Consider the following 14307-nt stretch of genomic DNA (forward strand, 5'->3'; position numbering starts at 1 on the left):
AATCCTGTGGAATCGGTGAGGAAAATTTCACCGAATGATAAGAATTACAAAAAAATTATCTTTTGATAACAATTAATCCGATGAAAATTGCGCTACCGTCCCAACTATCAGCGTGGTTATCTCCGATACATCCCCAAATTTGGGTTTTAGTGATCGCCAGATTCCTATCAGAAGTTGGTTCAGGCTTCACTGTGTTTTACGCCCCCATATTTTTTGTTAACCAAGTGGGTTTATCTGCAACTGCGGTTGGTTTTGGCTTGGCAAGTGCGGCTACTTCTGGTTTTTTTGGCAGAATTTTGGGTGGTTCCTTAACTGATTCTCCTAAGTGGGGTCGTCGTCGAACTTTGTTGCTAGCAATGGCAGTTTTGGCAATGGGGTCTTTAGTGTTGGCAACAATTACTAATTTCACCACCCTGATAATTGGTAATCTAATTTACGGATTAGGTATGGGTATTTACTGGCCAGCAACGGAAGCGATTGTCGCCGACAGTAGCCAAGTAGAGCATCGTCGAGAAGCTTTTGCGCTGACTCGACTAGCAGATCATCTAGGATTAGCCATAGGCTCCGTATTAGCTGGGGTGTTGATCACGATCGCTCAAAATTACCGTTGGCTATTCATCGTTGATGCCATTTCTTTTATGGTGTTTTTTGCCGTGGTTTATCTCGCAATCAAAGAACCTGGTTCATCCACAACTGCACCAGCACAACAACAGTTTACGGTTTGGATAGCAGCATTAAGCGATCGCCGTTTCCTGACATATATCGCAGTCAATGTCTTCTTCACCATTTATATTTCGCAAATACACAATGTTCTCCCCATCTACTTAAAAAACTTCCTCAATCTGGGAGAAACAGGGAAAGGATTTGATGAAGCTACTATTAGCGCCTTATTTGCTTGGCATCTTGTGTTGGCTATCATTTGTCAAATGCCTGTGACCAGTATTCTCAAGCGCTCTTCCCATACCCTAGCGCTGACTATTTCGGCTGTGTTTTGGGCAATTGGTTTTAGTCTTATTTGGATTACCAGCACCACCTCATCCCACCAATTGATTTGGGTGATCTTAGCCTTAGCCATATTTGCCATAGCAGGTGTTTCCTACACACCCTCTGCTGCCTCTCTAGTCAGCGACTTAAGCCCAGAATCACAACGTGGGGTGTATTTCTCCATTAACTCCCTTTGCTGGGCTGCTGGTTCCTTTATCGGTTCCCCTCTTGGTGGTTGGGCATTAGATCAACCCCAAGCAATTACCCAAAACCTATGGTTAGGTTTTGTCTTGAGTGTAGCGATCGCCCTGACAATCCTGCAATACCTCAATCATGTTTTGGGGAATGGCCAGTAGAAAAGTTAATTTTCGTTCTTTGTCATCTCCCAATCCCCAGTCCCCAATCCCTAACGCCTACGTTCTTGTAACTTCCGATAAACTGCCTTGATATCTACTTGATGGTGAGCTAAAGCCACCAAAGTGTGGTATAGCAAATCTGCCACCTCACCAGCGATCGCCTCTTGGTCATCATCCTTACAAGCCATCACTACTTCAGCCGATTCCTCACCAATCTTCTTTAAAATCTTATTATCGCCGCCTGCAAATAACTTGCTGGTATAGGAACTTTCGCTGGGGTGATTTTGGCGATCGCAAATTACCTGAAATACCTGAGATAACGTATCCCCTGGCGGGGCCACGATTTTCCCTTCCACCTGATGGAAGCAACTACGTTCACCAGTATGGCAAGCAATATCTCCAATTTGCTCCACCCCAACTAGCAGCGCATCACTGTCACAGTCATAACGTATACTTTGTACCTTTTGGGTATGGCCAGAAGTTCCGCCCTTATGCCATAATTCCTGTCGGGAACGACTCCAAAACCAAGTTTCCCCTGTATCTAAAGTCTTTTGTAAAGACTCTCGATTCATCCACGCCATCATGAGGACTGTGCCATCCAAATAATCTTGCACAATTGCTGGCACTAAACCCCGTTCATCGTAGCGGATTTCTTCGACGGGGACAACATTTTGTGGTGAGTGTGAATCGATGAAGGACATACCAGCTAAATTTAATGAGAATGATTCATGGTTTCACGATACCATTCTGTATAGAGCAGCTGGCATGATTTTTTCGAGTAATATTTTTTCATCCTTGTAAAACAACAGTCCTATCCATAGCCGACTGCATCCTGACAGCACTTAAGGCAACGTGATGAGCTTTGGCAACTTCTCCATACCAATGGATTGCCGAGTTAAAAGCTGCTCGATAAAGGTCTTGATGGGACTGCGATAGTTGAGAGCGGACTTCTAAAGGCAAGTCTTCGTTGGACTTGTATAACATATTGTTATTTTTTTGGTTCTGCTTATTTTATACGATAGAAGTTCTAGGCGATTTTTAACCCTATCCTGAGATAGAGCTTTTTTTCGTTGCCCATTGTTAGGAGAGACCCTTGGTAAATACCACTATTAAAACCACAAAATCACAAGAAATCTTCGCTGCCGCCCAAAACCTGATGCCAGGTGGTGTCAGCTCCCCTGTGCGCGCTTTTAAATCTGTAGGGGGGCAACCCATCGTATTTGATCATGTAAAGGGTGCATACATCTGGGATGTAGATGGCAACCAATACATTGACTATGTAGGCACTTGGGGGCCTGCCATTTGCGGTCATGCTCATCCAGATGTCATCGGGGCGTTGCATGAAGCTTTAGAAAAAGGTACTAGTTTTGGTGCGCCTTCATTCTTGGAAAATGTTTTGGCGGAAATGGTCATCGCTGCTGTTCCCAGCATCGAAATGGTACGATTCGTCAACTCAGGGACAGAAGCTTGTATGGCTGTATTGCGGCTGATGCGAGCTTTTACTAACCGGGAGAAAGTCATCAAGTTTGAAGGCTGTTACCACGGACACGCTGATATGTTTCTGGTCAAAGCCGGCTCTGGTGTAGCCACACTAGGTTTACCCGATTCCCCAGGTGTGCCAAAATCCGCAACCAGCAGCACTCTCACAGCCCCATACAATGACCTCGAAGCTGTTAAGGCATTATTTGCAGAAAACCGCGATCAAATCGCTGGTGTCATTCTCGAACCAGTTGTTGGTAATGCTGGGTTTATTACTCCTGATGCCGGCTTTTTGGAAGGACTACGGGAACTAACTCACGAACATGGAGCTTTACTCGTGTTTGATGAAGTGATGACTGGTTTCCGTATTGCTTATGGTGGCGCTCAAGAAAAGTTTGGCGTTACACCCGATTTGACGACTTTAGGGAAAGTTATCGGTGGTGGATTACCCGTGGGTGCTTATGGTGGTCGTCGGGATATTATGTCAATGATTGCGCCTGCGGGTCCCGTGTATCAAGCAGGAACGCTTTCTGGTAATCCTTTAGCCATGACAGCCGGGATTAAAACTCTGGAGTTATTGCAAAAGCCCGGTGCTTATGAGTATCTAGAGCGGATTACTAAAAAGTTAGCAGATGGGTTACTGCAAGTTGCCCAGGAAACAGGTCATGCAGCTTGCGGTGGTCATATTAGCGCCATGTTCGGCTTATTCTTTACCTCTGGCCCTGTGCATAACTATGAAGATGCCAAAAATTCTGACACAGCTAAATTTGGTCGCTTCCATCGCGGTATGTTAGAGCGGGGTGTTTATTTAGCACCTTCCCAATTTGAGGCTGGCTTTACATCTTTAGCTCACACTGACGAAGATATTGACCAGACAATTGCGATCGCCCGCGAAGTGCTATCTAGTATCTAAATACTAAGTAATGAGTGCTGAGTATCATAACTCAGCACTCAAAAATCAGAACTTTTTAACAGCCACAGCCATTATGGTTACAGCCTTTTATAGTTTTGTGACCTTCGGCACAGCCTTCAGAACAATAGTATTTACCCTCTTTATTGATGGCATCTTCTACGGAAATGATACACAAGCAACTCGGACAGGCACATTTCATTTGAGTTACGGTTGTCATAATTATTTCCTCCGTTTTCACTTGTGATTACACTACAATATCTGAACAAATGTTCAAGTATTGCTTAATAAAATGTAATAATTTTAGGTTATATAATACGTTTGGACACTCTCAGCAATTCAAAGAGTCGGTACAACATCCAGTATGGGAGACTCTACACTATAGCTCTTACCATGAAATTCATAGGTGAATACAGCTTTAACTTTTTTTGCACCACTAAAGCCTTGAGCATTAGTTAAATAAAAGCCTTGTTCAAAAATTTGTAGTCCAGCTAAATTAAATGGTTGCACTACCTGAGAAATCAAAATTTTATTATTATCTGCTTGTTTAAGTTCGACTTTCTGCGCGTTGATATTTAGATGATTGAGCGTCGAATTCTCTAGTCTCAACCTGACAACAGCGTGACCAACTGGGTAATTTTCTACCGCACCAGGAGGTGGTATCAATGTTTCATATACCTCTAAAAGATTAACATTCAAACTTAGAGCAGGTTGTTGGGTATTTTGCACCATAATGGTTGTTTGGATGGGTGATTCAGTTTTGGGCAAAGATGTCAGTGTAATAGAGGCTATCAAAAAAAGATAATCAAACACCCTAACCTCCATCCTTTTTATGGCTATTTTTGGAATTTTCAGTATAGCTTACTACTCCAATTGCCAACGCATCAAAGGCTAAAAGATAGTATTTCTAGTTAGTATTACTGATTTACTCATCTTATTGCAAATAATCTTGAGTAGAATGACTGAAAAAATCAAATTTTAAAATACATTTATGTATAAAAAAGAGAAATCTCAATTCTTAAAAAGTTCCACGGGAAAATATTTAGTCTCGACACTATTTGTTAGCATAAGTATAATAAATCATTCAATGATGAGAATCGCTTTACGTAACCCAGGTACAACTTTAGGAATTCTTTAAAGGAGTTCCAGCAAAAATTACCTAGTAAGAGTTGATTTTATATCTCAATAATTGAAACAGAGCATAACGCTTTCTATTATTTATTCGTGCAGCGAGTTGACAGTGCATGAGCTACTGCATTAATCCTACCTGTCCAAATCCAGAAAATGTAGCATATAGCCAAAGGTGTGAGGCTTGTGGCTCACGGCTACTGTTGCGCGATCGCTATCGGGTGCTGAAACCATTGGGTCAGGGTGGCTTCGGTGCAACCTTTTTAGCCCATGATCAAATATTGCCAGGGGAACCAAGTTGTGTAATTAAACAATTACGTCCTTCAGGAACAGCACCACACGTTTTGCAGATGGCGCGAGAACTATTTGAGCGAGAAGCCAAAACCTTAGGCACAATTGGCAATCATCCCCAAGTACCACGATTGCTAGACTACTTTGAAGAGCAAGAACAATTCTACCTAGTTCAGGAATATATCAGTGGTTCCACTCTTCAACAGGAAGTCAAACTTAATGGCACTCTGAGCGAAGCAGGTGTAAAGCAATTTTTAAGTGAAATTTTGCCGTTACTGCAATACATCCATGAGCATAAAGTAATTCACCGTGATATCAAACCAGCCAACTTAATTCGCCGTTCTCAAGATGCCAGAATGGTATTGATTGACTTTGGTGCGGTCAAAAACCAAGTCAGCCAAGCAATTACAAACCAATCGGCAAACACAGCACTAACGGCCTATGCAATTGGCACTCCTGGTTTTGCACCTCCAGAGCAAATGGCAATGCGTCCAGTTTATGCCAGCGATATCTATGCCTTGGGGGTAACGTGTGTATATCTATTAACAGGTAAAACACCTAAAGATTTAGATTACAATCCCACAACAGGTGAAGTCATGTGGGAACATTTGGTACAAGTAAGTGACCACCTGATTGGTGTGCTGCGGAAGATGTTGGAAGTATCAGTACGCAGTCGTTACCAATCAGCCACAGATGTACTTAAAGCCTTGGAAATCGAGCCATATTTGGAAAGTTTGGCTCAGGGATTGCTAGTGAAATCAGAGAAAGAGCAAACATCCCAACGTCCAGAAAATTCTGCGGTTTTATCTAGCAGTTCTCCTGTCGCAGCGACTAGTGTAGGTGGTGTAGCACAGGTAGCCGCCGCAATTAGAGCCAGAAGAGCTAAAGATGCAGCAGCCAAGCTAGCCATATTACCTAATAGCAACAGTAATGGTAACGGATTGCCAACTCAACAATCCAAAGCTGGACGTAGACTAGATAGCCAAACTTTAATAAAAGCTTATCTTAAAGGGAGACGCGACTTTGCTCTTCATAATTTAAATTTCCTTAATCTCCAAGGAGTTGACTTATCAGAAACAAATTTTCATTCAGCTCAGCTACAAAGCACTAATCTCCAAGGAGCAAACCTTCATAACAGTGATTTTGGCAGAGCTAGCCTGACACGCGCCAACCTTAAAGACGCTAATTTAAGTAAAGCTTATTTCAATCATGCCGATTTAGAAGGAGCAGACCTACGTGGTGCAGACCTGAGTCATGCCTATCTCAGTAATGCTAATCTTCGTGGCACTAATTTGTGTGGTGCTAATCTTACAGGTGCAAAAATTACTGATGAGCAACTAGCATTGGCGAAAACTAACTGGATGACGATACGTCCTAATGGTAAAAGAGGTTTATTGTAACTGGAAAATTTAGGACAGCGAATTTTGGTTCCTATTGATTTTTATGAATCATATCTTTTGTCCAAGATATCACGTTAGAATTTAGATTTTTCAATGCCAATAACTTCTAAAAAAATTGAATATAAATCAGCATTGAATCATAAATTCTCATAGCTAGAGAAAATAATTGGATTAATCTTAATTAATGAGTCATAATAAGTTTATTTGCAATAGAATACAATAGATAAAGACACATTAAGCTGATGAAATGTCTGGTTACACAAAGTAGCTGAAGAGAAGATATAAACTCCTCTGACCATTTCCTGAAATCACATATAATTAGCCGAAATTTCCTATTAACATATGTTAAAAGACCAAGATAGAGGCATAGGATTCCAGTTAAAAAACCAGGATATAGAACGGCGCTTAAGTTTATATCAGATATTTATTTCTCTGTATGAACAGCATAGTCATCTTTTGAATGATATCCTTCAATTAGACAATCTATCTCAGTCATCCTGGGCTAATGCAAAACCTTACTATATACAAGGGGTAATCGATGAATCAGCTATATATGTGATTACCAACTTATGTAATAATCAAACACAAACCCTACAGCAACCACAGTTAACTTGGACGATAGGGCGCGATCGCAATAATGGTATTTCCACCTACGATAAACTGTTGTCTCGTCACCATGCGGCAGTTCAATATATTGACAATCAAGGCTTTTATTTAATTGATTTCAATAGTACAAATGGTTCTTTTGTCAATGGAGAGCAAATATATCAGCCTGTGAGACTTAAAGATGGTGATATTATACGCTTAGGAAGTTTAACGTTTAATTTCTTCTTGAATTATAGCCGCCGTCTTCTACCAACAGTAACAACAGATTTTCTGAAGCCAACGATACCTCAAACACAGAACCATCGAAGTGAAAACTCAGAAGATACCGTACAAATTTTCATAGGGACTGATTCTCTAGAAAGTTTAAAATATGAACATCAGGATTTAAAGCCTGAGCATAAATCGGAGATTTTAGACTGTTTTTTTCAGAGACAGATATAATTTGATTCTGGTGAAACAAGATTAAGACAATCTGGTTTTGTTTCACCAATCATCCCTTTACTTATAATTTAGAATAGGAATTTATTTCAGTTTCATAGAACTTACATAAGTGTTACATAATGTATGTCGTGCAGGATGCGTCAGATATCAAAAACTTGTTTATTGACAACATCTGATCTGTCTGACACACCCTACTAATATACAAGTTGCGTAAGTCCTGTTTTATTAAAAAATCCATAAATTAAAAGATTACCCCATATGGAGTAATCTTCAGATGAATCATATCATTTTATAGATAGTTGCGGATTGCGGTAGTGTGATTACGTAGTTTAAGGAATGATATTTACCTAGTTCATCACACTATCAATATTATTCTTCCTCGTCTAAGTCAACATCTTCTTCATCTTCTTCGTTAGCTTTGGCTACCGAGTTTGCAGAAACAACAGCGCCCTTGTCCAATTTTTCACGCACTTGTTGTTTAATCTGTTCAGCAAATTCTGGTTTTTCTTCCAGATACTTGATAGCGTTATCTCGACCTTGAGAAATATTATCGCCATTGTAACTATACCATGCTCCCTTACGGAGTAAGATACCAGTTTCTTCAGCTAAATCTACTAAACAACCTAGAGTGGAAACACCTTTACCAAAAATAATGTCAAATTCCGCAATTCTAAAAGGCGGTGCAACTTTATTTTTCGCAACTTTAACTTTAACTCGGTTACCAAATTCATCAGTACCTTTTTTCAAGGTTTGAATCCGACGAATATCTAAACGCACTGAAGCATAGAACTTTAAGGCGTTACCACCAGTGGTTGTTTCCGGGCTACCGTAGGTAACACCAATTTTTTGCCGCAACTGGTTAATGAAAATTACTGTACAACCAGATTTACCAATATTGCCAGTAATTTTACGTAGAGCTTGGCTCATTAATCTCGCTTGTAAACCAACATGGGCATCACCCATATCGCCTTCGATTTCTGCACGGGGAACCAACGCTGCTACTGAGTCAATAACTACAATATCAACGGCGGCGGAGCGTACCAGCTGATCAACAATTTCCAACGCGGATTCACCTGTGTCTGGTTGGGAGACCAGCAAGTTTTGAATATCTACACCTAAGGCTGAGGCGTAGGTGGGGTCAAGGGCGTGTTCAGCATCCACAAAAGCAGCAATTCCGCCTTCTTTTTGTACTTCGGCGATCGCGTGGAGTGCTACTGTTGTTTTACCGGAACTTTCCGGGCCATAAATCTCAATCACCCGCCCCTTGGGCAAACCGCCACCCAATGCTAAATCCAAGGTGAGCGCTCCTGTGGAAATCGTTTCTACCCGCATCCGGGTAGCATCGCCCAGGCGCATGATTGCTCCTTTACCGAAGCTGCGCTCAATCTGGTTGAGTACCATTGTTAGCGCTTTTTGCTTGCCTGAAGTATCGGTATTGATAGCCATTACTGCCTCTAAAAATGTATGGATTTAAGGAGTGTGGGGTTTGGAGTTTGAGTAGAACAGATATACTATTTTAGCCGGAAAATTCTAGTATAGGGCTTCTCAAATTAAAAAGTAACTTTGACAAGATCGTAACCCAATATTCCGCAGGTGCGATCAGAAATATCTTCATGTACTTGCCAAAATTTTTACTGGCGCTACTGAACAGTATGCTACTCCATCCTGATGACTGAATTGTCTCACCACTCCTTATTCCCTACTCCCCAGTTTTGTCTCTCATGCTTCCCATCCGGACACAAACTTTTTATATTAGTGGGCGTTAGACCGACAACTAAAGTTTTCATTAATACTTTTTTCCTGTGCGCCTTTGTAAGTTAAACTCCCTTCATGAATATCAAGCGTCGGCAATTTCTGAAAACTTGCGGATTAGCTACTGTAGCTACTCAGATTCCTCTACTTACTGCTCAAGGTGAGCAATGGTCTTCTCTACAAGACACTACACCTAGCTTGCGTCTCCGGAGGAGTACGAGCAACGCTCGGTCATTGTCAAACACTATCATCAAGCCACAACGCTTACAAGTAGGCGATACGGTGGGGTTAATTGCGCCGGCTGGTACTTTTGAACCTCGATATATAGAAGTAGTCCAGCAACATCTGACTAATTTGGGATTAAAAGCTAAGGTGGGAAGACATATTTTAGACCGTTATGGTTATTTAGCAGGTAGAGATGCTGACCGCGCCCAAGATGTAAATGATATGTTTGTAGATGATTCGGTTCAAGCAATTCTGGCTATGCGTGGGGGTTGGGGTTGCAATCGGATTTTACCCTTACTCAATTACCCCTTAATTCGTTCCCATGCCAAAATTCTCATGGGTTATAGCGATATTACTTCTTTGTTATTAGCGATTAATGCCCGTAGTCGCATTCTCACTTTTCACGGGCCTGTGGCTACATCCACCTGGACACCCTTTATGCTGGAGTACCTGAAGCGTATTTTATTTAATGCAGAAGCAGTAACATTAGAAAATACCGATTCTCCTGAGGGAAAAGTACAAACAATCACACCAGGAAAAGCGCAAGGTCAACTTGTAGGCGGTAATTTGTCAGTTTTATCTGCAATGGTTGGTTCACCCTATTTACCTGGTTGGCAAAATAGAATTTTATTTTTGGAAGATGTGAACGAGGATGTTTATCGCGTAGATAGGATGTTGACGCAGTTAAAAAATGCTGGAATACTATATCGAATTTCCGGTTTTATCTTTGGTCAATGTACTGACTGTAAGCCAACTAATGAAAAATCTCAGACGTTAATAGAAGTATTACAAGACCATATCACTCCTTTAAAAATACCCTCTTGGTATGGTGCAATGATTGGTCATATTCAAGATAAATTTATCTTACCAATTGGCGCAAATGTGGAAATCGACGCTGATGCTGGAACAATAGAATTATTAGAGGCGGCGGTCAATTGAAAAATGCTAACTTGTAATTAATTGATACTATTTATAGTACGAATTAAACAGTATTTTCTACAATGAACACAAATGTACAGATGTTCAAACGCAAGCTATATAAAATCAATCAATGTCTGGCGATAAGTATTTGGTAGCCCCGTATCAAAACATTGCCCTTGCATCACATATCCTGTCATCCCTTCTGCTTGACACAATTTATCTAAACAAGTTGTTAATTGAAATTCACCGCGATCGCGTAAATTTTGGTTTATACTTTCTTCTAGAAAATCAAAGATTTTTGGTGTGAGGACATACAAACCAAAAACACATAAAAACTCATCTTCTGCCATATATTCTACCCGCAAATGCTCACGCGCATAATCAATACTGGGTTTTTCTGCAAGTTGCGTTAGTTCCAAAATGGAATTAAACTCTTGCCACAATCCTGTAACACATCCAGCTTTGTTAATTATCGCTGCTGGCATAGTAGTTAAGCCAACAACACTTTGATGAACTTGTGCGTAAATCTCTACAACTTGTTGCGCGCAAGTTTTTTTTATGTCGGATTTATAAACATGATCACCCAACATTAATAAAAACGGTTCATTCCCTACCCAATCTTTGGCACAAAACACTGCGTGGCCATAACCTTCTTGTTCTGATTGTGTCAACAAAACAACTTTCTGTCCCAACTCTTGCAAGTATTGACTATATTCTTGATTGTGTGGCGAAAGTTTCTGTAAAAGTTCTGGCGCGGGTGGATTTTTAAATAAATCAGCAAAAACTCCTATATCATCAGGCTGTACAACAATACCAATTTCTGTGATTCCTGCATTAATAGCTTCTTCCACAATGGCTAAAATTACAGGCTTTGCTCTACCATCTTGATCAATAATTGGGAATAGTTCTTTTTTCACAACTTTAGTAGCTGGAAATAATCTAGTACCAAAACCAGCAGCCGGAATCACGGCTTTTCTTACTTTATGAATTTGCATAAATTACTATTTTTAATTTTCTACGGAAACGTAACTAAATTCTGGCGGTGAAGCAGCTAAAACCTCTGATATACCCTGAAGTAACTTTTCTGCTTCTACGGGTTTAACTAAATGCAGTTGAAAGCCAGCAGCTAGTGCCTGTTTTTGGTTGATTTCTCCAGCATAAGCAGTTAGGGCGATCGCTGGAATTTTACCACCTTTTGCTGAAGGCATGGCTCGAATTAACTGCATCAACATATAACCATCTATTCCTGGCATTCCGATATCACTTAAGAGCAAATCGACTTTAGTTCTCGCTATTACCTCTAAAGCCTCACCTGCTGATGTCACGGCTGTTACTTCGGCTCCAGATTGTTCTAACATTAATGTCAGGAATTCGCCTGTATCAACATCATCATCTACTACCAAAATATACAGTCCAGCTAAACCCCAAGTATTATCTGGTTGCCCCACTTGTGGAACTATCTGCGGCGCGTTAAGCATTAATGGTAAATTGACTGTAAATGTTGCACCCATTCCTTCCCCTGCGCTTTCTGCTTTTACTGTGCCACCATGTAGTTCTGTGAGATGCTTAACAATAGCCAACCCTAATCCTAAACCGCCAAATTGTCTTGTTATTGTGCCATCTGCTTGACGAAAATACTCAAAGACATAAGGTAGAAATTCTGAACTTATCCCCTTGCCATTATCTTGAATTTGAATTTGGGCAGAATTATTAACTCTTTCTAAAGCTACCTGTATTTGTCCTGCGGGAGGAGTGAATTTAATGGCATTAGCAAGCAGGTTCCAGATAATTTGTTGTAAACGAGCAGCATCACCTGCAACCATACAAACATTGACATTTAGTGCAGTTTTAACATCAATATTTTTCGCCTCTATTGCTAGACTTACGGTCTCCAAAGCCTCTTCAATCGTATTAACTAAATTCACCGACTGGATATTTAAATTTAATTTCCCTTGCTGAATGCGAGAGACATCTAATAAATCTTCAATAAGTTGAATTTGTAATTTAGCATTCCGCTCAATTGTTTCTATCCCCCGTCGGCGCGTAGCTTCTTCCAAATTCCGCTTTTTCAGTAGAGTTGCCCAACCTAAAATCGGGTTAAGTGGAGTACGCAATTCGTGAGAAAGAACTGCCAGAAAATCATCCTTTAAACGATTAGCTCTCTCAGCTTCGCTTCTAGCAATTTGCTCACGCATCAGCAGATATTCCCGTTCTTGTTCTGCTTGTTTGCGTTCAGTAATATTCCGAAAAAATATCCCTAAGCCATCTTCAGCCGGATAGGCGTGGACTTCAAACCACATATCCCATAGTTCGTACAATACCTCAAAATGGACTGGAATATTTTCAGCTAGCGATCGCCTATATTCTCGCTCAAAGTCTGTACCTTTAGTTCTCGCCCACTGTTCCCAGTAGTTCTTACCAATCAAGTCTTCTGGTTCTAAATGTTGAATTTTTGCCGCTTGGTGATTGCAATATGTAATATCCCAATCTCGATTCACAGCAATAAAAGCATCAGTCATACTTGACAAAATATTGCTCAACCGACTGCGGAGCGCTTGTTCACGCCGAAGTAATTCATCCTTTTCTCGATGAGATTCTTCTAAACAATCATTGATTTCCACCAGTGATTCATTGAGTTGGATAAGTTTTTCTGATAATTCTGCGCGGCTTTGGTATTCCCCACGACGCACTTTTTCTACTGCTAACTCTACTTGAATACTTGACCTTTCAGTAATAGCAATGCCCACAAATAAACTCACAGCACACTGTACCAATAAGCTCAATTTGTGGACGTGTAAAACTTCTGCTTGTACTGGAAAAGTGGCTAAATACATTGCTTTAGGGTAAGCAACTAAGTAAGCAAATAGCGTTACTAATACACAGAAACTTGAAGTTAACATCCCACTAGTTACGCCAAAGCGGGTTGCAGCCCATAAAACTGGAACAAAGCCTAAAAAAGACAACTGTTGTAACTTAAATCCGTTTTGATTAGTTTCAGCCACTGTTAAGGTTGCTATAGCTAAACAAAGTAGTAATATGGCGCTGAATTCTAATAAGAGGTGCAAAGAAGGACGGAAATTTCGAGAAACAAATCCAGAATTTAGTGGTTCGGTACGGTGTAACCAGCCTTGAGATTGAAAATAGGGTGTAAAAACTAATAAGGCAGTAGGCGCAATCGCCATGATTCCAATTGCATTACCTAACCACCAATGGGGTATGTTATGACTCAAACCAGCGAGAGGCATTTTGCCTATAGCGACAAGAGATAAACTACCAATTGTCGCCAAAGTAGCGCAGGCGACGAGGGGGGCGCTAACAGTAAAAAGAGTGGCATCCTTGAGGGTATTAATGGTTCGGGAACCCTTCCAGAGACGGCGGTACAGTAACCAAGCGCTCAGAGGCTCGATGATATCGACAAAAGCTATTAATCGCTCCCAACCATGTAAACCCCAAAACGGCGACATGAGAAAAGAAGCCAATCCGGTGAGAATAATACCACAAGGGCCGAACCAAAAAGTTAAAGCGATCGCCACACCTGATGGAGGAAACCACAAAGACACTCCCGGCTGAATGCGGTAAATCAGCGCCATCCCATGAGCAATAACCAGAGCGAATAAGCCCAAAAGTGAAATCATCAGCCATCTACGCATAATGGCAATTTTCATAGAGTCTGTCATGAGTTACATCATCGAAGGGTGCTTTGTGCTTCAGCTCATGCAGTCAAGACTTTACCAGTAGGCATTATGAACTGCTACACCAGTACATATGAAAACACTTTTTCTCGTCTTTTCCATTTAGACTGGGGAGTAATACA

General features: G+C 40.9%; 12 protein-coding genes. 6 read left to right on the plus strand and 6 right to left on the minus strand.

Annotated elements, in window-relative coordinates:
* The first annotated feature begins 80 nt into the window (after nucleotides 1–80).
* Nucleotides 81–1340: an MFS transporter gene (locus GSQ19_RS04370; RefSeq protein ID WP_011321573.1), complete on the plus strand. Its 1260-nt coding sequence runs from the start codon at nucleotides 81–83 to the stop codon at nucleotides 1338–1340.
* 50 nt (nucleotides 1341–1390) lie between these two features.
* Here GSQ19_RS04370 and hisIE read toward each other — a convergent pair whose 3' ends face one another.
* The gene (gene hisIE, locus GSQ19_RS04375; RefSeq protein WP_011321574.1) at nucleotides 1391–2041 is read right to left on the minus strand and encodes a bifunctional phosphoribosyl-AMP cyclohydrolase/phosphoribosyl-ATP diphosphatase HisIE; all 651 of its coding nucleotides are present in this window, start codon (nucleotides 2039–2041) and stop codon (nucleotides 1391–1393) included.
* An 88-nt stretch (nucleotides 2042–2129) separates the two neighbouring features.
* Nucleotides 2130–2324: a ChaB family protein gene (locus GSQ19_RS04380; RefSeq protein ID WP_011321575.1), complete on the minus strand. Its 195-nt coding sequence runs from the start codon at nucleotides 2322–2324 to the stop codon at nucleotides 2130–2132.
* A gap of 109 nt (nucleotides 2325–2433) precedes the next feature.
* On the opposite strand from GSQ19_RS04380, the gene hemL reads away from it, so the two are divergent.
* Nucleotides 2434–3732 (plus strand): glutamate-1-semialdehyde 2,1-aminomutase, encoded by a 1299-nt coding sequence (gene hemL / locus GSQ19_RS04385; protein WP_011321576.1) that lies wholly within the window; start codon nucleotides 2434–2436, stop codon nucleotides 3730–3732.
* Nucleotides 3733–3742: 10 nt separating this feature from the next.
* Entirely contained in the window at nucleotides 3743–3976 is a 234-nt protein-coding gene (locus tag GSQ19_RS30505; RefSeq protein WP_011321577.1) for a hypothetical protein, read from the plus strand.
* A gap of 92 nt (nucleotides 3977–4068) precedes the next feature.
* Here GSQ19_RS30505 and GSQ19_RS04395 read toward each other — a convergent pair whose 3' ends face one another.
* Nucleotides 4069–4542, minus strand: a complete 474-nt coding sequence (locus GSQ19_RS04395; protein ID WP_236577845.1) for a hypothetical protein — start codon at nucleotides 4540–4542, stop codon at nucleotides 4069–4071.
* Nucleotides 4543–4973: 431 nt separating this feature from the next.
* On the opposite strand from GSQ19_RS04395, the gene GSQ19_RS04400 reads away from it, so the two are divergent.
* Both GSQ19_RS04400 and GSQ19_RS04405 read left to right on the plus strand, forming a co-directional pair.
* Entirely contained in the window at nucleotides 4974–6548 is a 1575-nt protein-coding gene (locus GSQ19_RS04400; RefSeq protein ID WP_011321579.1) for a serine/threonine-protein kinase, read from the plus strand.
* A 342-nt stretch (nucleotides 6549–6890) separates the two neighbouring features.
* Nucleotides 6891–7595, plus strand: a complete 705-nt coding sequence (locus GSQ19_RS04405) for an FHA domain-containing protein (protein WP_011321580.1) — start codon at nucleotides 6891–6893, stop codon at nucleotides 7593–7595.
* 369 nt (nucleotides 7596–7964) lie between these two features.
* Here the strand turns inward: GSQ19_RS04405 and recA are convergent, their stop codons facing one another.
* Nucleotides 7965–9041, minus strand: a complete 1077-nt coding sequence (gene recA, locus GSQ19_RS04410; protein WP_011321581.1) for a recombinase RecA — start codon at nucleotides 9039–9041, stop codon at nucleotides 7965–7967.
* 384 nt (nucleotides 9042–9425) lie between these two features.
* Between recA and GSQ19_RS04415 the strand changes: the two genes are divergently transcribed.
* A complete protein-coding gene (locus GSQ19_RS04415; RefSeq protein ID WP_011321582.1) occupies nucleotides 9426–10511 on the plus strand; it encodes a S66 peptidase family protein in 1086 nt (361 codons plus the stop codon).
* A 95-nt stretch (nucleotides 10512–10606) separates the two neighbouring features.
* Here GSQ19_RS04415 and GSQ19_RS04420 read toward each other — a convergent pair whose 3' ends face one another.
* Nucleotides 10607–11488 (minus strand): UTP--glucose-1-phosphate uridylyltransferase, encoded by an 882-nt coding sequence (locus GSQ19_RS04420; protein WP_011321583.1) that lies wholly within the window; start codon nucleotides 11486–11488, stop codon nucleotides 10607–10609.
* 12 nt (nucleotides 11489–11500) lie between these two features.
* Entirely contained in the window at nucleotides 11501–14170 is a 2670-nt protein-coding gene (locus GSQ19_RS04425; protein ID WP_011321584.1) for an MASE1 domain-containing protein, read from the minus strand.
* Nucleotides 14171–14307 lie beyond the last annotated feature (137 nt).

Source organism: Trichormus variabilis 0441 (assembly GCF_009856605.1).
In the GTDB taxonomy this organism is placed as follows: Bacteria; Cyanobacteriota; Cyanobacteriia; order Cyanobacteriales; family Nostocaceae; genus Trichormus; species Trichormus variabilis.

Bases quoted from the DNA above. Each gene is read 5' to 3' on its own strand.
- GSQ19_RS30505 (WP_011321577.1), top strand. From the start codon at position 3,743: ATGAGTGCTGAGTATCATAACTCAGCACTCAAAAATCAGAACTTTTTA.
- recA (WP_011321581.1), bottom strand. From the start codon at position 9,041: ATGGCTATCAATACCGATACTTCAGGCAAGCAAAAAGCGCTAACAATG.
- GSQ19_RS04370 (WP_011321573.1), top strand. From the start codon at position 81: ATGAAAATTGCGCTACCGTCCCAACTATCAGCGTGGTTATCTCCGATA.
- GSQ19_RS04415 (WP_011321582.1), top strand. From the start codon at position 9,426: ATGAATATCAAGCGTCGGCAATTTCTGAAAACTTGCGGATTAGCTACT.
- GSQ19_RS04425 (WP_011321584.1), bottom strand. From the start codon at position 14,170: ATGACAGACTCTATGAAAATTGCCATTATGCGTAGATGGCTGATGATT.
- GSQ19_RS04420 (WP_011321583.1), bottom strand. From the start codon at position 11,488: ATGCAAATTCATAAAGTAAGAAAAGCCGTGATTCCGGCTGCTGGTTTT.
- hisIE (WP_011321574.1), bottom strand. From the start codon at position 2,041: ATGTCCTTCATCGATTCACACTCACCACAAAATGTTGTCCCCGTCGAA.
- GSQ19_RS04380 (WP_011321575.1), bottom strand. From the start codon at position 2,324: ATGTTATACAAGTCCAACGAAGACTTGCCTTTAGAAGTCCGCTCTCAA.
- GSQ19_RS04400 (WP_011321579.1), top strand. From the start codon at position 4,974: ATGAGCTACTGCATTAATCCTACCTGTCCAAATCCAGAAAATGTAGCA.
- GSQ19_RS04405 (WP_011321580.1), top strand. From the start codon at position 6,891: ATGTTAAAAGACCAAGATAGAGGCATAGGATTCCAGTTAAAAAACCAG.